This window comes from Pseudomonas sp. GW821-FHT09A09, assembly GCF_059418405.1.
The window spans coordinates 13519-35500 of sequence record NZ_JBWKPU010000027.1 but is presented as its reverse complement, the minus strand read 5'-3'; the positions used below and the strand labels follow the sequence as shown (position 1 = coordinate 35500).

Here is a 21982-nt window from a genome sequence, read left to right as displayed (position 1 = left end):
GAGGTAAGACCCCAAGGGCGCCCATTCTGCGCCTAAAAAACCTTATGGCTCAACCCCGAGCCTTGTCGGGCCTGGATTGCCCGATGAAAAGTCTTTTAGGGAACCCACCCGGTCGATCACGGCCTAAACTGCGCAAACAGACCTGAAGGAGTGTGCCCGATGAGCCGTATCGAAACCGACAGCCTGGGAGAAGTCCATGTCCCGGATGACGCTTACTGGGGCGCCCAGACCCAACGTTCGCTGGTGAATTTCGCCATCGGCGAACAGCGCATGCCCCTGGCGGTATTGCACGCCCTGGCCCTGATCAAGAAAGCCGCCGCACGGGTCAACGACCGCAACGGCGACCTGCCCGCCGACATCGCCCGCCTGATCGAACAGGCCGCCGATGAAGTGCTCGCAGGCCAGCATGACGACCAGTTCCCCCTGGTGGTGTGGCAGACCGGCAGCGGCACCCAGAGCAACATGAACGCCAACGAAGTAATCGCCGGCCGCGCCAACGAGCTGTCGGGCAAGACCCGTGGCGGCAAGAGCCCGGTGCACCCTAACGATCATGTGAACCGCTCGCAAAGCTCCAACGACTGCTTCCCGACGGCCATGAGCATTGCCGCCGTGCAGGCCGTGCATCAGCGCTTGCTGCCGGCCATCGCCACGCTTTCCGGTGGCCTGGCCGAGCTGGCCGCGCGCCATATGACCCTGGTGAAAACCGGCCGCACCCACATGATGGACGCCACGCCCATCACCTTCGGCCAGGAACTCTCAGCCTTTATTGCCCAACTTGATTACGCCGAACGCGCGATCCGCAGCGCCCTGCCCGCCGTGTGCGAACTGGCCCAGGGTGGCACCGCCGTGGGCACCGGGCTCAATGCGCCCCACGGGTTTGGCGAGGCCATTGCCTCCGAATTGGCTGCGTTGTCAGGCTTTCCGTTCGTCACGGCGCCGAACAAGTTCGCCGCCCTCTCCGGCCACGAACCCCTGGTGACCCTGCACGGCGCGCTGAAAACCCTGGCGGTGGCCCTGATGAAAATCGCCAATGACCTGCGCCTGCTGGGCTCCGGGCCACGCGCGGGGCTGGCCGAAGTGAAATTGCCGGCCAACGAACCGGGCAGCTCGATCATGCCGGGCAAGGTCAACCCTACCCAGTGCGAAGCGCTGTCGATGCTGGCCTGCCAGGTACTGGGCAATGACGTGACCATCGGCATGGCCGCCAGCCAGGGGCATTTGCAGCTGAACGTGTACAAGCCGGTGATCATCCACAACCTGCTGGAGTCGATCCGCTTGCTGGCGGACGGCTGCAATAACTTCCAGGAGCATTGCGTGGCCGGGCTTGAGCCCGACGCTGGGCAGATGGCCGAACACCTGGAGCGCGGGCTGATGCTTGTGACTGCGCTCAACCCGCATATCGGCTATGACAAGTCGGCAGAGATTGCCAAGAAAGCCTATGCCGAGGGGCTGACGCTGCGCGAAGCCGCCCTGGAGCTGGGCTACCTCACGGACGAAGAGTTCGACCAGTGGGTACGCCCGGAAAACATGCTGGGCAATTAAGACGCCATGCGCACACGCCGGGCCTTGAGCCCGGCAATCAGCGACGGTGCCAGCGCCACGGTCGCTGACCCCAGCATCACCACCAACGCCCCGGCATAGCCCAGGGCGTTGATCTCTTCGGCCTGCACAAAGTCCGGCCACAGCCAGGCGGCCAGCGCCACGGCGACAAAGGTCACCAACGGCGTAAGGGCCAGGGTGGCGCTCACCCGAGAGGCTTCCCAGTGGGCCAGCGCTTCGGCGAATGCGCCGTAGGCCACCAGGGTATTCATGCAACACGCCAGCAACAGCCAGCCTTGCAGCGGGCTGAGGTCCAGGGCTTCCAGAGGGTGGGCCCAGGGCGTGAGCAACACGGCGCACGACAGGTAGATCACCATCATCACCTGCAGCGAATTCCACACCGTCAGCAATTGCTTCTGGCCCAGGGCGTAGAACACCCAGATGGTGGTGGCGAGCAGGATGGTCAACACACCGGCGGTGTAGGTGCCCAACGAAGTCAGCATTTCCTCAAGGCGCTGGTTGAAGAACAGGCCGAACCCCACGACCAGCACCACCAACCCGGCCACTTGCCCCAGGCTGAAACGCTCCTTGAACACAAAGACACTGGCGATCATCAGGAAGATCGGCCCCATCTGCACCACCAGCTGCGCGGTGCCAGGGCTGAGCATTTTCAGGCCCACCAGGTACAGCACGTAGTTGCCCACCAGGCCGCACACCGCCATGCCCACCAGCCAACCGCCTCTGGGCCCGAGCACCTTGCGGCTGGGCAGGCGTTTGGTGAGCGCCAGGTAGATGAACAGGCAACTGCCAGCGACGATCAGGCGAAACCAGGTCACGGTGATCGGGTCCATCACCTGCAGGACCTGTTTGAGTTTCACCGGGAGGATGCCCCAGAGCAGTGCGGTCAGCAGGGTCAAGCAAAAGCCGTAGACCCAGCGGCCGGAAGAGATGTGCATGAATGCCCCAGATGCCAGAGGAAGTGGAAGGGGCATTCTAGGGGGACTAAGGGGGGCGCTGGCGAGCGTTTTTTTCAGCATTACGCAAATCAAATGTGGGAGCTGGCTTGCCTGCGATAGCGGTTTGAAGCCAACGTATTCTGGTCTGACACTCCGCTATCGCAGGCAAGCCAGCTCCCACAATTTGATCCGGTTTCGTCAGGAACGGATCAACGCACCGCTTCGAACAATCCGGTCGCGCCCATGCCGCCGCCCACGCACATGGTGACGATGCCGTAGCGCAGGTTGCGCCGTTGCAACTCACGCACCAGGTGCCCCACCTGCCGCGAACCGGTCATGCCGAACGGGTGGCCGATGGAGATCGAGCCGCCGTTGACGTTGTACTTGGCGTTGTCGATCTCCAGGCGGTTACGCGCATACAGGCACTGGGACGCGAACGCTTCGTTGAGCTCCCACAGGTCGATGTCCGCCACCTGCAAGCCCTTGGCCTTGAGCAGCTTGGGCACCGAAAACACCGGACCGATGCCCATCTCGTCCGGCTCACAGCCGGCCACGGTAAAGCCGCGGAAAAACGCCTTGGGCTTGAGCCCCAGGGCCAGGGCCTTTTCCAGGCTCATGACCAACGTCATCGAAGCGCCGTCGGACAATTGCGAAGAGTTGCCCGCCGTCACCGAGCCGTCTTCGGCAAACACGGGCTTCAAGCCCTGCAAGCTGGCCAGGGTGGTGTCGGGGCGGTTGCAGTCATCGCGATCCACCACGCCGTCGAGCACTTGCACGGCGCCGGTGTTCTTGTCCTCGACCTTGTACTTGACGGCCATGGGCACGATTTCATCGTTGAACAAGCCATCGGCCTGGGCCTGGGCCGTGCGCTGCTGGCTTTGCAGGGCGTACAGGTCCTGCTCTTCGCGGCTGACGTTGTAGCGGCGCGCGACAATCTCGGCGGTCTGGCCCATGGGGAAGTAGATACCCGGCACCTGCTCTTTAAGCAGCGGGTTGATCAGGTTATCGGTGTTGACGCTTTTCATGGTCAGGCTGATGGATTCCACACCGCCGGCAACGATGATATCGCTGCACCCCGAGGCAATCTGGTTGGCCGCAATGGCAATCGCTTGCAGCCCCGAAGAGCAGAAACGATTGAGGGTCATCCCGGCCGTACCGGTGCCCAATTGCGAGAGCACCGCCACGTTGCGCCCGATGTTGTAGCCCTGGGCGCCTTCGTTGGAGCCGGCACCCACGATGCAGTCCTCCACCGTCGCCGGGTCAATGCCGTTGCGGGTGAGCAACGCGTTGACGCAATGGGCCGCCATGTCATCCGGGCGCGTCTGGTTGAACTTGCCGCGAAAGGACTTGGCCAGGCCGGTTCGCACGCTGTCGACGATCACTACTTCACGCATGGGCTACCTCGATCTTGTGGTTGTCAGGAGATGGATCGAGGATAGATCCCGCTCCCGGCAACCGCGACGATCATTCACCCCGGATATGCAAACCCATGATGACGGGCCACGGGTTATTTCTTTTTCTTCTTGTCGTGCTTGTCGGATTTGGCGAACGCCTCTTCCAGCGCCAGGTTGATGGTGCGCAAGACCTTGACCCGCGCCCAGCGCTTATCGTTGGCCTCCACCAGGGTCCAGGGCGCCACTTCGGTGCTGGTGCGGTCGACCATGTCGCCGACGGCCGCGCGGTAGTCGTCCCATTTGTCGCGGTTGCGCCAGTCGTCTTCGGTGATCTTGAAGCGCTTGAACGGAATCTCCTCGCGAGCCTGGAAACGTTCCAGTTGGGTGTCCTTGTCGATGGCCAGCCAGAACTTGACCACGATCACCCCGGCATCGCGTAGTTGCTCCTCGAAGTCGTTGATCTCGCCATAGGCGCGCATCCAGTCGGCCGGGGTGCAGAAGCCTTCGATGCGCTCCACCAGCACGCGGCCGTACCAGGAGCGGTCGAACACAGTAAACATGCCCCGCGCCGGAATTTTCTGCCAGAACCGCCACAAGTAAGGCTGGGCACGCTCGTCTTCACTCGGCGCAGCAATCGGCACGATGTGGTACTGGCGCGGGTCCAGCGCCGCCGCCACTCGGCGAATCGCCCCGCCCTTGCCCGCCGCGTCGTTGCCTTCGAACACGGTGACCAAAGCGTGCTTGCGCATGCGCTTGTCGCGCATCAGGCCAGAGAAGCGCGCCTGCTCGGTGATCAGCTGTTCTTCGTAGTCGTCCTTCTCCAGGCGCAGGGTCATGTCCAGGCTGTCGAGCAGGCTCTTTTTGTCCACCGACGCAATCAGCGGCGCCGGGTTCATGCCGCTGGCCTTGCCCTTGGGCAGCTTGAGGGCATTCTGCAGGCCTTCCAGCAGCAGCTTGCCCACGGTAAGCCCACGATAATGGGCGTCCACACCTTCGATGACATGCCAAGGCGCATAGTCGCGGCTGGTGCGGCGCAGGATGCGCTCACCGAAGTGCACGAACTTGTCGTAGGTTTCTGATTGCTGCCAATCCAGCGGGCTGATGCGCCAGCTGTGCAGCGGGTCGTCGGCCAGGGCCTTGAGCCGTGCCTTCATCTGTTTCTTGGACAGGTGGAACCAGAACTTGAAGATCAGCGCGCCTTCATCGCAGAGCATCTTTTCCAGGCGTTCGGCGCCGGCAATGGCCTGGTCCAGGCGCGCGTCCTTGATCTGCCCGTGCACCCGGCCTTGCAGCATCTGGCTGTACCAATTGCCGAAAAAGATGCCCATGCGCCCTTTCGCCGGCAGCTGCCGCCAATAACGCCACGCCGGTGGGCGGGCCAGTTCTTCGTCGGTCTGCTGGTCGAAGGTGCGCACCTCGATCAGGCGCGGGTCCATCCATTCATTGAGCAGCTTGACGGTCTCGCCCTTGCCGGCGCCTTCGATGCCGTTGATCAGGATGATCACCGGGAAGCGCTTCTGCTGTTGCAGCTCGTACTGCACTTCCAGCAGGGCTTCGCGCAGCGCCGGCACTTCGGCGTCGTAGGTGTCTTTGTCGATGGCGTGACCGATTTCGGCGGATTCGAACATGGGCAGCTCCGTGTGAAGATGGATCAAGACTAGCGGATTGGGCAACAACACGCGGGAGGAAATTCCACCCTCGCTTGCCGTGGGTCAATTCAAAGCCCATTGATCAGCTAGAATGGCCGCCTTGATTTTGCCGAGCCGCCCATGAACCCCATCAACCACGCCCAGCTCGACTGGGACGAACAAGGCCGCCCGCACTCGCGGGTGTTTGACGACGTGTACTTCTCCGACCAGTCGGGCCTTGAAGAAACCCGCTATGTGTTCCTTGAACAGAACCGCTTGCAGGAGCGCTTTGCCGCCTTGCCGGTGGGCGGGAGGCTGGTGATTGGTGAAACGGGGTTCGGCACCGGGTTGAATTTCCTGTGTGCCTGGCAGTTGTTTGAGCAACACGCGGTGGCCGGCGCGCGCCTGCATTTTGTCAGCGTTGAAAAATACCCGCTGAGCCATTCCGACCTGCAACGCGCCCTCGCCCTCTGGCCCGAGCTGCAACCCTTCGCCGAGCAATTGCTGGCGCAGTACATTGCCATTCACCAAGGCTTCCAACGCCTGGTGCTGGATAACGGCCGCGTGACCCTGACCCTGTTGATCGGCGACGTGCTGGAGCAATTGCCGCAACTGGACGCGCACATCGACGCTTGGTTTCTCGATGGTTTCGCCCCAGCCAAAAACCCCGAGATGTGGACCGCCGAGCTGTTTGCCGAACTGGCGCGCCTCGCAGCCCCCGGCTCGACCATCAGCACCTTCACCAGCACCGGCTGGGTTCGCCGCTTGATCAACGCTGCCGGTTTCAAAATGAAGCGCACGCCGGGCATCGGCCACAAGTGGGAGATCCTGCGCGGCGAATTCCTCGGCTGGCCGGCCGATACTCCAGCGCCTGCGCAGGCCAAGCCGTGGTTCGCACGACCGCCTGCGCCCCAAGGCGAACGCCATGCGATGGTCATCGGCGGGGGCCTGGCCGGTTGCGCCAGTGCCGCCAGCCTGGCAGCACGTGGTTGGCGGGTAAGCATTTTGGAGCGCCACCCGGCATTGGCCCAGGAAGCGTCGGGCAACCCGCAGGGCGTGCTGTACCTCAAGCTGTCAGCCCACGGCACGGCGCTGTCGCAGCTGATCGTCGCGGGCTTCGGCTATACCCGTCGCCTGCTGGAACACCTGCACCGCGGTGTGGACTGGGATGGCTGCGGCGTGCTGCAACTGGCGTTCGATGCCAAGGAAGGCCAGCGCCAGGCCCAACTTGCCGAGGCATTCGCACCCGACCTGTTGCACCTGCTCGACCGCGAGCAGGCCCAGGCCAAAGCCGGTATCGTCCTGGCGCACGGCGGCCTGTTCTTCCCCGAAGGCGGTTGGGTGCACCCGCCCGCGCTGTGTGAATGGCAAGCCGGTCAGCCCGGTATCAGCGTGCTGCCGCACCATGAGGTACTCGACCTGCGCAAAGTCGATGACCACTGGCAAGCCTGGGACGGTGATCGCCTGTTGGCCAGCGCCGCCGTGGTGGTACTGGCCGGCGCCGCCGAGGTCCAGCGATTTGCCGACCTGCCCCTCAAGCGCATTCGTGGGCAGATCACCCGCCTGCCGCAAACAGCTGACAGCGCAGCGCTCACCACGGTGGTGTGTGCCGAGGGTTATGTGGCACCGCCGCGCCTGGGCGAGCACACGCTGGGCGCCAGCTTCGACTTCAAGAGCGATGACCTCACGCCCACGGCCGCCGAGCACGCCGGCAACCTGGCGTTGCTCCAGGACATCTCGGCAGACTTGGCCGAGCGCCTGCAGGCCGAAACGCTGGACCCGACGATCCTGCAGGGCCGTGCCGCCTTTCGCTGCACCAGCCCGGACTACTTGCCCATCGTCGGCCCGCTGGCGGATCGCGAGGCGTTTGACCAGGCCTACGGCGTGCTGCGCAAGGACGCCCGGCAAGTACCGGACACGCCCTGCCCCTGGCTCGACGGGCTGTATGTCAACAGCGGTCACGGCTCACGCGGCCTGATCACCGCGCCGTTGTGCGGCGAGTTGCTGGCAGCCTGGATCAATGACGAACCGCTGCCCGTGGCCGCCAGTGTCGCCGAGGCCTGTCATCCGAACCGCTTTGCCGTGCGTGCGTTGATCCGTGGGAAGACGGGCTGATTGTCTTCAGGCCAGCGGACAGATACCCAGCTCATCAAAGCGCAAGGCATCCTCGCTCAGGCGCCGGATTTCCGCCGCTTGCGCCTGTTCCTGCTCGCCCAGGATCAGGTTCATCTGGTCACGATAATCGACGTCACTCAACGTCAGGCTTTGGTCGAACACGGTGTTCACGCGCTGGCTATAGGGCTCATTCAAACGCTCGAATCGGCTGTTGAAGGTACGCTTGAGGTAGTCATTCCAGAATGGCAATTCCACCAGGTAATTCAACAGGCTGGGTGACAGCTCCGCCGCCTTGACCTGTGCCTCGGCAGCGTCCAGCGCGCTAGGCGTCACACCGCCCAGGCGTGCAAAGCGCATGTGCAAGGGTTGGCCGGGCAGGTGGAAGCGATCAACCAGCCCGGTACGGTACGCGAGGCTGACTTCCAGTGGGTCCACCGCGGGGTTACTGTCGCTGTGACGCCGTGCGATGTTTTCCAACTGATCCAGTCGAAACAAGCCCCGGGCAAGCTTCAATAGCGGTTTGGCGGTCAGCACCCGCCCTTCGATCAAGCGCGTGGCGTCGCTGATCTCCGTGAGGACCTCCAGGGCGCTGAAACTGCTGGCCGCCGCGTCATCACAACGCAGCGGTGTCGCGGCACGCTGGAACACCTCCTCGCGTAAATCCTCGTCGTTGGCGGCCGCCATCAAGACACGCCACACGCGCCGATCGAGGTCTTCACGCACAAAGCGCGCATCGGCGGTGCCGCCCAATTCCGCGAGCAACTTGAACAAACCGTCGGAACCCGGCTCGTCCACAAGCCCTCGCCACACTCGGTCCTTTTCAGCGTGATCGCTCACGCCCCTCTCACACAGCCATAGCTCGCGGGCTTTCTGCTCACTCAGGCGTGCAAGGTCGTCCTCTAGAAACCCCATGCCCGTGCCAATAGAACGTCGATAATTCTTGAGCGCCCGCTGGCTGGCGAATGACAACGGGTTGAGGCGCAAATTGAACACGCTGGTAAATCGTCGGGGCATGTTGAACAGCCAGTCAGGCAATACCTTGATTTCGTTCTGGCGCAAATCCACCTGTTCAAGCCACGGTAACCGAGCGCATTCCTCAGGAAAGTCACTGAGCTTGCAGTTGCGCAACAGCAGCTCGCGCAGATCAAGCATTTTGCCCACGTGCGGTACATCCAGCAGCGGGTTGTCACTCAGGTTCAGCGAGCGCAGGTTGCGCAATTCAGCCAGGTTGCGAAGGCTGTGTTCGGTCAATTGCAGCTGGTTGTTTGCCATGTGCAGGCGCGTGAGCTGCGGCATATGACCGAGTACCTCGGGCAGTCGGGTGATGTGATTCTGCGTCAGGTCGAGGGTGTGCAAGCCATTGAAGTGCTTGAGAAAATAAGCAACGCCATCGTCCAGGCGCATGTTTCGCAGGGATAAGCGCTGAACATGATCGAATTGAATGTTCGACGGCAACGTGGGCAAGCCTCCCAACAGCATGCCGTCGAGTTCCAGGCTCGGCACGCGCAGGCCGCGCTCGTCACGCGCCACGATCATGTGCCGCCAGCATTGCTCGATCAATTTCGTGGCCTGCCGCCGGCTGAGATGGTGGTCCCACGGCGCAATGGCCTCGGCGTTACCCGCTGGCTTCTGATGACTCCAGGTTTTCAGCGCACGGCGTAGTGACGAAAAATCATGTTCAAGGGCTTCCACCTTCGTCGCCCTGGACAAGTGATCGTGGCCCGCGCCTTCGATAAGCCGGGAGATCTCCAGGTCGCTCAACAGCGGGTACAGCTTTTTCAGCTTGTGCACCAGCGCCGGCGGATGCGTTGCAGGTGGGCCTACCTGCGCCTGGACACACGATGACGGCGCCGCTTCAGGCATGCCCCGCTCGGGCCACAGGTAGCCCTTCACGCGGTACCTTTCATCCTGGGACTTGAACCTCAACTGGCCGCGTAAACGGCTGCCAGTCTGGGTGCCCACCAGCCGCAAGGTGGCGCGCTGGGAACGCGACAGGCAGTCCACGATTGCCTGGTACAACCCATCCGGGCCGCTGGCCAACGCGTCCAAGTCGTGCCCCTGATCGTCAAAAGCCTGGAACCCTTCGGCAGACTGGACAATGGTGCGTCGCACGGACGCGTCGGCAGGCCCCACCTGGTCAAGCAAGCGCCCGTCCAAGCGCCCCTCACGCACCTGGAACGCCAAGTCCTGCGGCCAGCCCTGCAAACACTCAAGGGTACCCAGCGCAATACGGCGCGTCCCCTCGTTGGCCAGCGATGGCCAATACAACCCCATCAGCGCCTGGTCCTCGTGTAACTGGTCCAGGGCAAGCTGGGTCTTGCGGGCCAGGTGCAACGGCACGCGCCCACTCTCGCGCAGGATCTTGCGATCCACCGTGCGGGCGTTGGTGGCCAGCTCCCAGGCCACTCGACGTGGCAACTGGGGAAACCGCGCGACCAAGGGCACCAGTTCACCGCGGGCAATGCCTTCGTAATCCTCATACAGGCGACGGTGCACCGCCGCATGCCGGGTGTCGACCGTCTCCAGCAGCCGTTTGCGAAGCAGCGCAGGTGCCTGCTCCAGCTCAACCGTTTCCCCCAGCAAGTGAGTACGCTCTTCAGCGCTGAGGGCTTGCAACAACACCTCCATCACCTGGCCATCCCTGACCTGTTGCTCGGTGATATGAATGCTCATGTCCTCATAGTCCAGAGGGGCAAGGTGCGACAGGCTTTCGAGCAAGTTGTCCTGCTCGTCGAGCACTTCAAAAAAACGCCCCTGAGGCCATCCTGGCATCAAAGGCAAAGCAAGCATTTGCGCGCGAGCGGTCGAAGCGTCGGGGTGCACGTTATGCTCTAGACCGTAGCGCAACTCGCCGATTTTATGGTGCAGGCGCAAGCGCGCCACGGCGTTTTGAACCCGCTCGGGCAACGCTTCATGCTCCGTGGCAAGATGTTGCACATCGGCCAGTTCCAGCTCGGTGATGGTCGCGAGGTTGTTCAATTGATCTGTCGGCATCGCGATCAGCGCCGGGTCGATTCGCCCCAGGTTGTACAGGGGCGAATGCCAATTTCGCGGGCGCTCGAATACGTGCTGCCAGCCGCCCTGCCCGTTATGTTCCAGCGGTGGGCGCCAAGCCTCAGGCCGTCGCGGGTGCAGCGCACGCCACTTGCCCATGGTTGGGTCGAAGCTGATCGCATAAAGCGCCCCGTCGATATTGACGTAAGCATTCCCGTTGACCTGATAAATGCCCCTTGCGTCGGCCCGCCAGCCCCGCTGGAAAATCTCCGAAGGCTGGCTGTAGGGCGCCAGCCGTGAGCGCCACAGCCTCTGGCGCTGATCCTGCAGAGCGATGGGCTCGACTTTTTCAAAAAACTGCGAAGAGCCCGTGAGCTGGCGCTTGAGGGTGCCGACCACTTTTCCGCCGGCAGCAAACAGCAGCATGCCTGCGATATTTTCCACCACGTTGAACAGGTGTCCGAGCGCTTCGTCCTTGTCACTGTGGGCCCAATCCTCAATCCCTTCAAACACCTCGCCTAGCAGTTGACCGATCGCCACGCCCATCATCAACTGGCCGAGTACCGGGACCACGAACCCGGCGACGTTGAGCAGGTTCAGCCCGATGTCCAGATACGCTTGCAAGCGTCGCTGCCAGGCGTCTTCGTCCACTTGTGCCTTGGGCACAGCCAGCACCTGCGCGTCGAGCTGGAGCTTGCCGAGACAGGCCTGAAACTGAAACTCCGATACGCGTACCTGCACCGGAATCACCCGCAAAGGGCCAACCTGATGCTTCTCCTCGTAGCGCTGGAAAAACGCCAGGCGCTCAGACTCGTCCAGATAAGCACCCAATGCCTTTCGATAAGACTGCGCCCGTAACATCAGGCTCAGATAGGACGTGAAGTCCTCCAGACGCGCGTATTCGTACCACGGTCGCAGCGGCTCGTTGGGCATGTAGACCACAAACCCCTTGACGGGTAACTGGCCGTAAGGCTCTGCGCTGAACAGCATGACACTCCAGAGGCAGGCACCATCAATATTCAGGCCTTGCCAGACCCACGACTCACCCTCCGGCATCGCATGCAGCGACTCATCTGCCGGCTGGTCAGCCTTGATCACGTTGAGCAACCAGGCGTAAGTCGGCTCGCTGAGATACCCCTTGGCATAGGCGATGTGCAGGTCAATCTGCAGATCAAGGCATTTAGACTCGCCAAGGTCCAAGGCAACCGGGTTGAAACCCGGGGTGATGGCGCCCGGATCGCGCAGGTTAAAAACGCTGCGTATATGGGCCTGGTACGCACAGCCAAGATCCAGCTCACGGCAATACCCGACAAACTCGTTCACCGTCATACCGACGATCGCCTGCCCGGTAGCCGCACTGCGCAACAGCGCCGAAGCCGACAGGCCGCCAGGTTGAGCCTGGTCCTCGGAAAAATTGCGCATGGCCGCCTGCACCAGGCTCAGTGTTTCAAGGGTAACAGTGGTTTGCAGGGCGCCACCCAGGTCTGCGCCAACGCCCGACAAGCTGCGTTTGGGCAGCTCCAGCTTGTCACGTTCTACATCCACGCCAGTCACACCCTTGCTCACCAAAAAGGCTTGCAGCTGCTTGATGCAAAAACTATCGAGCGGCTGCAGGCGTTCAAACACGTTCTGCGCCCGCTGGTACGTCTCCCGCCCGTCCCGATGGGTGCGTTTGATCGCCTGCAACGTCGTGGGTCTGGCCCCCAGCAGCCATTGTGGGAGGGTGGCTTGCAGCACTCGTGCCTTGCCCAGGTCACCGGTCATCTCCAACAGGGCGGCTTCCATTTCAGCCGGGCTCACGGTGTTTTCGGCATCCCGTGATTCGCGTTTATGCGCCATCAGCAACGTCTTCCTTTGCGTTGAATAATGGTGGATCAAGATAAGCGCGAAGTGCCGGAAAACAGATTCGAATAACCCCGCATTGAGCCAGCCGATCAACCCGGATTTTCCATGCTAACTGGCGTTATTTACCGCCATGTCGCCGCAGCCCCCGCCAGACAAAGACCGACCAACAGGAGGTTACGGCTATTTGCCTTATAACTTATCGGTCTAAAACTCCACGGATAGCACTGGGTCAGTTTCTGGGTACGCGCCCTTCGGGGCGTATTGAGTGTTGACCCCTCCCCAACGGAAAAACCGGTAAGGAATTTATGTGCGGATTAGCTGGAGAATTACGTTTCGATGCCCAACCGGCCGACCTGGCTGCGATTGAGCGCATCACCCATCATTTGGCCCCCCGTGGCCCCGACGCCTGGGGCTTCCACGCCCAAGGGCCGATTGCCCTGGGCCACCGACGCCTGAAAATCATGGACCTGTCGGACGGCTCGGCCCAACCGATGGTCGACGCCCACCTGGGCCTGTCCCTGGCCTTCAACGGCGCCATCTACAACTTCCCGGAATTGAGAGAAGAGCTGGAAGCCCTGGGCTACGCCTTCTATTCCGGTGGCGACACCGAGGTGCTGCTCAAGGGGTATCACGCCTGGGGCGAAGCCCTGCTGCCCAAGCTCAACGGCATGTTTGCCTTTGCCATCTGGGAGCGTGACACCCAGCGCCTGTTCATCGCCCGTGACCGTCTCGGCGTGAAGCCGCTGTACCTGTCGCGCACCGGCCAGCGCCTGCGTTTTGCCTCGGCGTTGCCGGCATTGCTCAAGGGTGGCGACATCAACCCGATCCTCGACCCCGTGGCGCTGAATCATTACCTGAACTTCCACGCCGTGGTGCCGGCCCCGCGCACCCTGCTGGTGGGCATTGAAAAACTGCCACCGGCCAGCTGGATGCGCATCGACGCCAGCGGCAAGACCGAGCAGAAAACCTGGTGGACCCTGCCCTACGGTCCGCGTGAGGACGAAAAACACCTGACGCTGGAAGACTGGACCGACCGCGTGCTGGACAGCACCCGCGAAGCCGTGGCCATCCGCCAACGTGCGGCGGTGGATGTCGGCGTGTTGCTGTCCGGTGGTGTGGACTCGAGCATGCTCGTCGGCCTGTTGCGCGAAGTCGGCGTGGAAGACCTGTCGACCTTCTCCATCGGCTTTGAAGACGCCGGTGGCGAACGCGGCGACGAGTTCCAGTATTCGGACCTGATCGCCAAGCACTACGGCACGCGCCATCATCAGTTGCGGATTGCCGAAAGCGAGATCATCGAGCAACTGCCAGCTGCCTTCCGCGCCATGAGCGAGCCGATGGTCAGTCATGACTGTATCGCGTTCTACCTGCTGTCGCGGGAAGTGGCCAAGCACTGCAAGGTGGTGCAGAGCGGCCAGGGCGCCGATGAGCTGTTCGCCGGTTACCACTGGTACCCGCAGGTGGACGGCGCCAGCGACCCGTATGCGGCGTACCGCGAGGCATTCTTTGATCGCAGTTACGACGACTACGCCGCCACCGTCGCGCCTAAATGGCTGACCGCCAATGACGCCGCTGGCGACTTCGTACGTGAACATTTTGCGATGCCCGGCGCGGACGCTGCGGTCGACAAGGCGTTGCGCCTGGACAGCACGGTGATGCTGGTGGACGACCCGGTCAAACGCGTCGACAACATGACCATGGCCTGGGGCCTGGAAGCGCGAACGCCCTTCCTGGACTACCGCCTGGTGGAGCTGTCGGCCCGCGTACCCGGTAAATTCAAACTGCCTGACGGCGGCAAGCAGGTCTTGAAAGAAGCGGCGCGCCGGGTCATTCCCAGTGAAGTCATCGACCGCAAAAAGGGTTACTTCCCGGTGCCGGGCCTCAAGCATTTGCAGGGCGACACCCTGAACTGGGTGCGCGAACTGCTGCTGGACCCGAGCCAGGATCGTGGCCTGTTCAACCCTGCGATGCTCGACCGTCTGCTCACCGACCCGCAAGGCCAACTGACTCCGCTGCGCGGCTCCAAGCTGTGGCAACTGGCGGCGCTGAACCTGTGGCTCAGTGAACAAGGAATCTGATCGATGAAACCCCATGCAGCGGCTTACAGCCAACGCCTGCTCAAGGGCCAGGCGCCGTCTTATGAGCGCCTGCAAGCCCGGCTCGCCGAAGATGGCAGCCCTTCAAGTGACCAACCGATTGCCGTGCATTGCGGCTGGGGCCGGTTGCTGATCGGGCACACCTTTCCCGACCCCGCGAGCCTGGCCCAGGAGCTGCTCAACGAGCAGCCCGGAGAGCGCGATATCGCGTTGTACGTGGCCGCGCCCCAGCAGATCCTGGGGATCGACCCTCAGCAACTGTTTCTCGACCCCTCCGACACCCTGCGCCTGTGGTTTACCGACTACCGCCCGGCCACCCGGGTGTTTCGCGGTTTTCGCATTCGCCGAGTGCAGACCGAGGCGGATTGGGCAGCGGTCAACCAGCTGTACCAGGGACGCGGCATGCTGCCGGTGGACGCCGAACGCCTCACGCCGCGCCATCAAGGTGGCCCGGTGTACTGGCTGGCCGAAGACGAAGACAGCGGCGCGGTGATCGGCAGCGTGATGGGCCTCAATCACCAGAAAGCCTTCCATGACCCGGAGAACGGTTGCAGCCTGTGGTGCCTGGCGGTCGACCCGCAATGCACGCGCCCAGGCGTCGGTGAAGTGTTGGTGCGCCACTTGGTGGAGCACTTCATGAGCCGGGGCCTGAGCTACCTGGACCTGTCGGTGTTGCACGATAACCGCCAGGCCAAGGGCCTTTACGCCAAGCTCGGTTTTCGTGCGCTGACCACCTTTGCGATCAAGCGCAAGAACGGCATCAACCAGCCGTTGTTTCTCGGCCCCGGCCCCAAGGCGGGGTTCAACCCCTATGCGCGGATCATCGTCGAGGAAGCCCATCGACGTGGCATCGATGTGCAAGTGGATGACGCCGACGCTGGCCTGTTCACCCTGAGTCACGGCGGGCGCCGTGTGCGCTGCCGTGAGTCGTTGAGCGACCTGACCAGCGCCATCAGCATGACCCTGTGCCAGGACAAAAGCCTGACCCACAAGGTGCTCAAGGCCGCCGGTTTGAAACTGCCGTCGCAGCAGTTGGCGGGCAGTGCCGATGACAACCTGGAATTTCTCGATGAGCACCAGCGCATCGTGGTCAAGCCGCTGGACGGCGAACAGGGCCAAGGCGTTGCGGTGGACCTGCAAAGTATCGAAGAGGTGCAGAAGGCCATCGAGGCAGCGCGGCAGTTCGACAGCCGGGTGCTGCTGGAAAGCTTCCACGAAGGCCTGGACCTGCGCATCCTGGTGATCGGTTTTGAAGTGGTCGCCGCCGCCATCCGCCGCCCAGCCGAGGTGACCGGTGACGGCCACCACTCCATCGGCGCGTTGATCGAGGCCCAGAGCCGGCGCCGCCAGGCGGCCACCGATGGCGAGAGCAAGATCCCCCTCGACGCCGAAACCCAGCGCACGCTCCACGCGGCGGGTTACGACTACAACAGCATCCTGCCCCGTGGCCAGACCCTGGCCGTGCGCCGCACCGCCAACCTGCACACCGGCGGCTGCCTGGAGGACGTCACCGCGATCCTGCACCCCACGCTGGTGGACGCCGCCGTGCGCGCCGCCCGTGCGCTGGATATCCCCATGGTGGGCCTGGACCTGATGGTGCCGGCCGCCGATCAACCCGAGTACGTGTTTATTGAAGCCAACGAGCGGGCCGGACTGGCCAACCATGAGCCGCAGCCTACGGCTGAGCGGTTTGTGGACCTGCTGTTTCCCCACAGTTAGCTGACTGCTTGAGAGGTGGGGTGCCTGCACTGGCCCCATCGCAGGCAAGCCAGCTCCCACATTGGAATGCGATCACCTGTGGGAGCCGGGCTTGCCCGCGATGAGGCCTTTACAGGCACTGCATCCTGACAAGCCAACAGGAGTCTTTATGAGCCGAACCATCCCAGAACCCGACCTCACCTACCTGCAGAAAGTCCTGCTGGAAATGCTCGCCATCCCCAGCCCCACCGGGTTCACCGATACCATCGTGCGCTACGTCGCCGAACGCCTGGAAGAACTGGGCATCCCTTTTGAAATGACCCGGCGCGGCACCATTCGCGCCACCCTCAAGGGCCAGAAAAACAGCCCCGACCGCGCCGTGTCGGCACACTTGGACACCATCGGCGCCGCCGTGCGCGCCATCAAGGACAACGGGCGCCTGAGCCTGGCGCCGGTGGGCTGCTGGTCAAGCCGCTTTGCCGAGGGCAGCCGCGTCAGCCTGTTTACCGATAACGGCGTGATCCGTGGCAGCGTGCTGCCGTTGATGGCCTCCGGGCATGCATTCAACACCGCCGTGGATGAAATGCCGGTGAGCTGGGACCACGTGGAATTGCGCCTCGACGCCTACTGCGCCACCCGCGCCGACTGTGATTCCCTAGGCATCAGCGTCGGCGACTATGTGGCGTTCGACCCCCTGCCCGAATTCACCGAGAGCGGGCATATCAGCGCCCGTCACCTGGATGACAAAGCCGGCGTGGCCGCCCTGCTCGCGGCGCTCAAGGCGATCGTCGACAGCGGCGAACCCTTGCTGATCGACTGCCACCCGCTGTTCACCATCACCGAGGAAACCGGCAGCGGTGCAGCGGCCGCCTTGCCGTGGGACGTGAGTGAGTTCGTCGGCATCGACATCGCCCCGGTCGCCCCCGGCCAGCACTCCAGTGAACATGCGGTCAGCGTGGCGATGCAGGATTCTGGTGGGCCTTACGACTATCACCTGTCCCGCCACCTGCTGCGCCTGGCCTCGGATAACGAACTGCCGGTACGCCGTGACCTGTTCCGTTATTACTTCAGCGATGCGCACTCGGCGGTCACGGCCGGCCACGATATCCGCACCGCCTTGCTGGCGTTCGGTTGCGATGCCACCCATGGTTACGAGCGCACGCACATCGACAGCCTGGCGGCATTGAGCCGCTTGCTGGGTGCCTACATCCTCAGCCCGCCCGTGTTCGCCAGCGATGCGCAGCCCGCCCAGGGCTCCCTGGACCGGTTCAGCCATCAGCTGGAACATGAGACACAAATGGAGAGCGATACACGGGTGCCGTCGGTGGACAGCCTGGTCGGGCAGAAGTCCTGACGCGGGCAACGGCTGGTCACAAGAGCCCCGGCGCAGTAGGATCGCCGGGACTCTATCCACGAGGCTTGTATGCTGATTCCCCACGATGCACTTGAAGTCGACACCCTGACGCGCCTCATCGAAGACTTCGTCACCCGCGACGGCACTGACAATGGCGACGAAACGCCTCTGGAAACTCGCGTATTACGCGTGCGCCAGGCGTTGACCAAAGGCCAGGCACTGATCGTATTCGACCCTGAAAGCGAGCAGTGCCAATTGATGCTCAAGCACGATGTGCCCAAGCATCTGTTCGACTGACAACGGTTTCAGGGGTTGGGCACCGCCGCTGGATGGCTGGCGGCGCGTTGGCGCTCAAGGATTTTCTGATACACCTCGGCACGGTGCACGTGCACCCCGGTCGGTGCTTCCACACCAAACTTCACCTGGGGCCCGTTCAACTCGAGAATGTGAAGCGTGATGTCATCGCCGATGGAGATGACTTCGCCTACGGCACGGCTTAAAACCAGCATGGCGGTTGTCCTTTTTCAATGACAGGACCTTGACCATGCGCGCTCAGGTAGGGGTCATCAATGCCTTGCGACAAAAACAGCCCCCGCCTACACCGCCAGGTAATTTACCTGACAGACCGCACCTCAATCAGGCTTTAGCAGCCTGCGCCTTGGCGCGCATCTTGTCCGCCATGGTTGTCATCTCGTCGTACAGCAACTGCGGGTTTTTCTGCTTCAGCGCCCAGGCCATGCGGCCCTGCTCGTGGGGCAGGATCATGAACTCGCCCTGTGCCACCTGCTGATAAATGTAGTCGGCGATATCGGCTGCCGAGATCGGCGAGCTTTCCAGCAACTTGCCCACCTGGGCTTTCATTGCAGGGGTTGGCCCACGGAAGGAGTCCAGCAGGTTGGTCTGGAAGAACGAGGGGCAGACCACGTGCACACCCACCTCCTGTTGCTTGAGCTCCACCAGCAGGCTTTCCGACAACGCCACCACACCCGCCTTGGCCACGTTGTAGTTGCTCATGGCCGGGCCCTGCATCAGGGCCGCCATCGACGCGATGTTGATAATGCGCCCCTTGCTCTTTTCCAGCAGCGGCAGGAACGCCTTGCAGCCCTTGACCACGCCCATCAGGTTGATTGCGATCTGCCAGTCCCAGTCTTCCAGGGACAACTCGGCGAAAAAGCCGCCCGAGGCCACACCGGCATTGTTGACAATCACATCGATGCCGCCGAGCTTGACCTCGCAAGCCTGGGCAAACGCCGTGAGCTGGCTGTAGTCGCGCACGTCGCAACGCTGCACAAAACCATCGCCACCGGCTGCGCGAACCAGCTTCAGGGTTTCCTGCAGGCTAGGCTCGCTGACATCCGACAAGGCCAACTGCCACCCCTCGCGGGCCCAGCGCAGAGCGATTTCGCGACCCAGGCCGGATCCGGCGCCAGTGATCATCATGCGATTTTGCATAGGAAGTTGCCTTGTGGTTCACAGAAGAAGTGATCGGCAGTGTAGCGAAGGTTTTTCCTGCACCCACGTACCATCCAATTGATGAATGCCTCAGGCAAACCGGCGCCCGGGTGCGAGGACGCTCTATAGCCTAAGTTCAATCTTTTTCAACTAGGCAGCTGAAGTTGGGAACGCATTAAAAGAAATAAGCATGTTTGCGAAATGCTTTAAAAAAATAGTGAATTTTCTGCGAATGGCCAGAGTCGGAGTTGTTAAGGCGTCCGTAAATAAACGGACCTGACTTTAAATAACCGGTCTTTGCAGAAGGCCTATAAGGAAGATAAACCATGAGCCTCATTCTGATCATTATCCTGATCCTCCTGCTGGTCGGTGGCCTGCCGGTATTCCCACACTCCCGTAACTGGGGTTATGGCCCGTCGGGTATCCTCGGTGTCGTACTGGTGGTTCTGTTGGTGCTGTTGTTGCTTGGCCGGATATAAACGCCAGTTCGTCCATTAAAAAATGAGCAAAAAAAAAGAGGCCTCCAAGAGGCCTCTTTTTTATTGCCGGTTAGTTAGTCCGGCTTGCCATCAACCACACCTGCGGTGTTATCCAACAGGCTCTTGGTGGCAGTCTGCAGGAACGACTCGAGTTTCTGCTTGAGGGCAGCCTCGTCCGGCGATTCAGGAATCACTTTGCCGGTAGGGTTTTCACCCAGTTCGTATTCCCACAGCTTGGGCGGCATTTCCTTAGGCAGTACCAGCACACGGTCACCGGTGAGCAAGGCCACGGTCTGGTCGCTGCCCGACGGTTTGATCACACCGAAGCCCTTGTCGCCTTCCGGCAGGTTCAGCAGGTCGCGGCCCCAGCACTGTTGCAGGGTTTCGCCACCGAGGCGGCCCATGATGGTCGGCACGATGTCGATCTGGGTGCCCACGGTGTGGTCACGCTGGCCGAATTTTTCCTGGATGCCCGGTGCGATCATCAGCATCGGCACGTTGAAGCGGCCCAGGTCCATCTCGGTAATCTGCTGCTCGTTACCAAAACCGTGGTCACCCACCACCACGAACAGGGTTTCCTTGAAGTACGGCTCTTTGCGCGCCTTTTCAAAGAACTGGCCCAGGGCCCAGTCGGAGTAGCGCATGGCGGTCAAGTGCTCGTCCAGGCTGCCACGGCCAGTGACCTTGTCGACCGGCAAAGGCGTCGGCAAGGCATACGGGGTGTGGTTGGACAGGGTCTGCAACAGCGCATAGAACGGCTTGCCACTTTCGCCACGGGTCTTCAGCTCTTCCAGGCCACGGTTGAACATGTCCTGGTCGGACACGCCCCACGTCGGGTCGGAGAACACCGGGTTGACGAAGTCATTGCGGCCGATGAAGTTGGTCATGCCCTGGTTGCTGAAGAAGCCCGACTGGTTGTCCCAGGCGAAATCGCCGTTGTAGACATACACGTCGTCAAACTTGCGCGCGCTGAGCAGCTGCGGCAGGCCCGACAGCTTGTGGCTGCCTTCCGGCGTCTGCATCAGGTATTCGAAACCCGGCAGGTTTGGGAAGCACGCCATGGTGGCAAACATACCCTGGTGGGTGTGGGTGCCGTTGGAGAAGAAGCGATCGAACAGCAGGCCTTCCTTGGACAGTTTGTCGAAGTACGGCGTGATGTTGCCCGGACGGCCCAAGGCGCCCACCGAGTGACCGGCGAAGCTTTCCATCAGGATGACCACGACGTTCTTGATCGGCAGGGTCTTCTCGGCCGGTGGCGTGAAGTCACGGCGAACGGCAGCGGTGTCGGTATCCACCAGCTTCTCGAACGTCGGCAACAGCAACATGTCGCGCACGGTCTGGGTGGCCAGCGGCTGCTCCAGGGTGGCCTTCCAGATGTTGGAACGTTCTTCGGAGAAGCGCGACTTGGCCGCAGCAATCAACGACAGGGTGCCATTGAGGCCCAGTTGGTTGGCGAAGTTCGAGTCGGTGGTGTAGACGTCACCCCAACGCAGCGGCGGACCCTGACGCAAGGTGCCACGGATGGCGACCACGGCGATCAACAGGCAGACCACAAACACCGCGATACGGGTGTACCAAGGGGCCACCTGGCGCGTGCCGATGCTGCCGCCGCTGAACGGGCCACGGGGGCGCGTTGCGCGGTCGGCGCCTTTGAAGGCGATGCTCAGGATCAGCGTACCCAAGGCCCACGCCAGCAGGTAGCGCACCACCGGGAAACCGTACCAGAGCATGCTCATCACGGTTTTCGGGTCTTCCTTCACGTACTGGAAGACCAGGCCATTGAGGCGCTGGTGGAACTCACGGTAGAAGTCCATTTCCATCAGGCCCAGGAACAGGCAAATGCTGGACGCGACGGTCAGCCACAAACGGAAGAACCCACGTGCCGCCATGGCCCGCACGCTGAACAAGGCCAGCAGCAGCGGCACCAGCACGTACATCACCAGGCGGATATCCAGGCGCAGGCCGTTGGCGAATGCTTCCAGGAATGTCGAGGCCGGTGTGTCGAGGATCATCTCGCGGTTGTAGACCAGCAGCGCCAGGCGCAGCAGGGAGAACATCACCATCATGACCAGTGCGCAGAGCAGCGTGTAAGCCAGATGGGATTTGACGGTCGGTTGCAGCAGGCGATTAGAAGCTCGCTGCTGACTCAGGGCGTCCGGGTTTGCCATGTCGTTTCAGGACCCATTGGAAGTTTAAGTTGCGAAATAATGCAGTGGCGTCCGTCCCTCGCCCAGGCTGGCTGGGGTAGGCGGTTAACGCGGTGGCGCAAATGGTGCCCGATCAATGGCATCAACGCTATTAATTACTGAACGGACACCGCTGCCCGGGCTTTAATAGCCCGCAAGCTAAAGCCTTGGCTGGGTGATCGAGCCGCAGAATTGTCTTGGATAAGATGTGAAAATTCTGTGCAGCGAATATTTCGACACACAAAA

At 62.1% G+C, this 21982-nt stretch carries 14 protein-coding genes; 7 read left to right on the top strand and 7 right to left on the bottom strand.

Translation table 11 applies throughout. The features are described 5' to 3' along the window. The first annotated feature begins 159 nt into the window (after positions 1-159). On the top strand, positions 160-1542 hold the full coding sequence (locus tag AC07OV_RS21655; RefSeq protein ID WP_176998099.1) for a class II fumarate hydratase: 1383 nt from the start codon (positions 160-162) through the stop codon (positions 1540-1542). Here the strand turns inward: AC07OV_RS21655 and AC07OV_RS21650 are convergent. The 3 genes from AC07OV_RS21650 to pap form a co-directional block, all read right to left on the bottom strand. Then, positions 1539-2495, bottom strand: coding sequence for a DMT family transporter (locus AC07OV_RS21650; RefSeq protein ID WP_176998098.1), 957 nt, complete (start codon positions 2493-2495; stop codon positions 1539-1541). The two genes, AC07OV_RS21655 and AC07OV_RS21650, sit on opposite strands and share 4 nt — an antisense overlap. Before the next feature lie 209 nt (positions 2496-2704). Continuing rightward, positions 2705-3889, bottom strand: a complete 1185-nt coding sequence (locus tag AC07OV_RS21645; RefSeq protein ID WP_176998097.1) for a thiolase family protein — start codon at positions 3887-3889, stop codon at positions 2705-2707. Positions 3890-4002: 113 nt separating this feature from the next. Beyond that, positions 4003-5517 carry a polyphosphate:AMP phosphotransferase gene (pap, locus tag AC07OV_RS21640; protein ID WP_176998096.1) on the bottom strand — a complete coding sequence of 505 codons (1515 nt, stop codon included), beginning with the start codon at positions 5515-5517 and terminating at the stop codon, positions 4003-4005. A gap of 141 nt (positions 5518-5658) precedes the next feature. On the opposite strand from pap, the gene mnmC reads away from it, so the two are divergent. Next, the gene (mnmC, locus tag AC07OV_RS21635; RefSeq protein WP_494997383.1) at positions 5659-7632 is read left to right on the top strand and encodes a bifunctional tRNA (5-methylaminomethyl-2-thiouridine)(34)-methyltransferase MnmC2/FAD-dependent 5-carboxymethylaminomethyl-2-thiouridine(34) oxidoreductase MnmC1; all 1974 of its coding nucleotides are present in this window, start codon (positions 5659-5661) and stop codon (positions 7630-7632) included. Between the two features lie 6 nt (positions 7633-7638). Here mnmC and AC07OV_RS21630 read toward each other — a convergent pair whose 3' ends face one another. Next, a complete protein-coding gene (locus AC07OV_RS21630) occupies positions 7639-12465 on the bottom strand; it encodes an NEL-type E3 ubiquitin ligase domain-containing protein (protein ID WP_495092934.1) in 4827 nt (1608 codons plus the stop codon). A 311-nt stretch (positions 12466-12776) separates the two neighbouring features. Between AC07OV_RS21630 and AC07OV_RS21625 the strand changes: the two genes are divergently transcribed. From AC07OV_RS21625 to AC07OV_RS21610, 4 genes are all read left to right on the top strand, one after another. Beyond that, positions 12777-14549: an N-acetylglutaminylglutamine amidotransferase gene (locus AC07OV_RS21625; protein ID WP_495092933.1), complete on the top strand. Its 1773-nt coding sequence runs from the start codon at positions 12777-12779 to the stop codon at positions 14547-14549. Positions 14550-14552: 3 nt separating this feature from the next. Then, a complete protein-coding gene (ngg, locus tag AC07OV_RS21620; RefSeq protein WP_495092932.1) occupies positions 14553-16286 on the top strand; it encodes an N-acetylglutaminylglutamine synthetase in 1734 nt (577 codons plus the stop codon). A 148-nt stretch (positions 16287-16434) separates the two neighbouring features. Further along, positions 16435-17619 carry an osmoprotectant NAGGN system M42 family peptidase gene (locus AC07OV_RS21615; RefSeq protein ID WP_494997379.1) on the top strand — a complete coding sequence of 395 codons (1185 nt, stop codon included), beginning with the start codon at positions 16435-16437 and terminating at the stop codon, positions 17617-17619. Between the two features lie 69 nt (positions 17620-17688). Then, positions 17689-17916, top strand: coding sequence for a YheU family protein (locus AC07OV_RS21610; RefSeq protein WP_176998090.1), 228 nt, complete (start codon positions 17689-17691; stop codon positions 17914-17916). Between the two features lie 8 nt (positions 17917-17924). Here the strand turns inward: AC07OV_RS21610 and csrA are convergent, their stop codons facing one another. Further along, positions 17925-18128, bottom strand: coding sequence for a carbon storage regulator CsrA (csrA, locus tag AC07OV_RS21605; RefSeq protein WP_494997378.1), 204 nt, complete (start codon positions 18126-18128; stop codon positions 17925-17927). A gap of 127 nt (positions 18129-18255) precedes the next feature. Then, the gene (locus AC07OV_RS21600) at positions 18256-19071 is read right to left on the bottom strand and encodes an SDR family oxidoreductase (protein WP_495092931.1); all 816 of its coding nucleotides are present in this window, start codon (positions 19069-19071) and stop codon (positions 18256-18258) included. A 326-nt stretch (positions 19072-19397) separates the two neighbouring features. Between AC07OV_RS21600 and AC07OV_RS21595 the strand changes: the two genes are divergently transcribed. Then, on the top strand, positions 19398-19550 hold the full coding sequence (locus AC07OV_RS21595; RefSeq protein ID WP_015885095.1) for a DUF3309 family protein: 153 nt from the start codon (positions 19398-19400) through the stop codon (positions 19548-19550). Between the two features lie 74 nt (positions 19551-19624). Here the strand turns inward: AC07OV_RS21595 and AC07OV_RS21590 are convergent, their stop codons facing one another. Beyond that, complete coding sequence (locus tag AC07OV_RS21590; protein ID WP_494997376.1) at positions 19625-21718, bottom strand: LTA synthase family protein; 2094 nt, start codon at positions 21716-21718, stop codon at positions 19625-19627. Positions 21719-21982 lie beyond the last annotated feature (264 nt).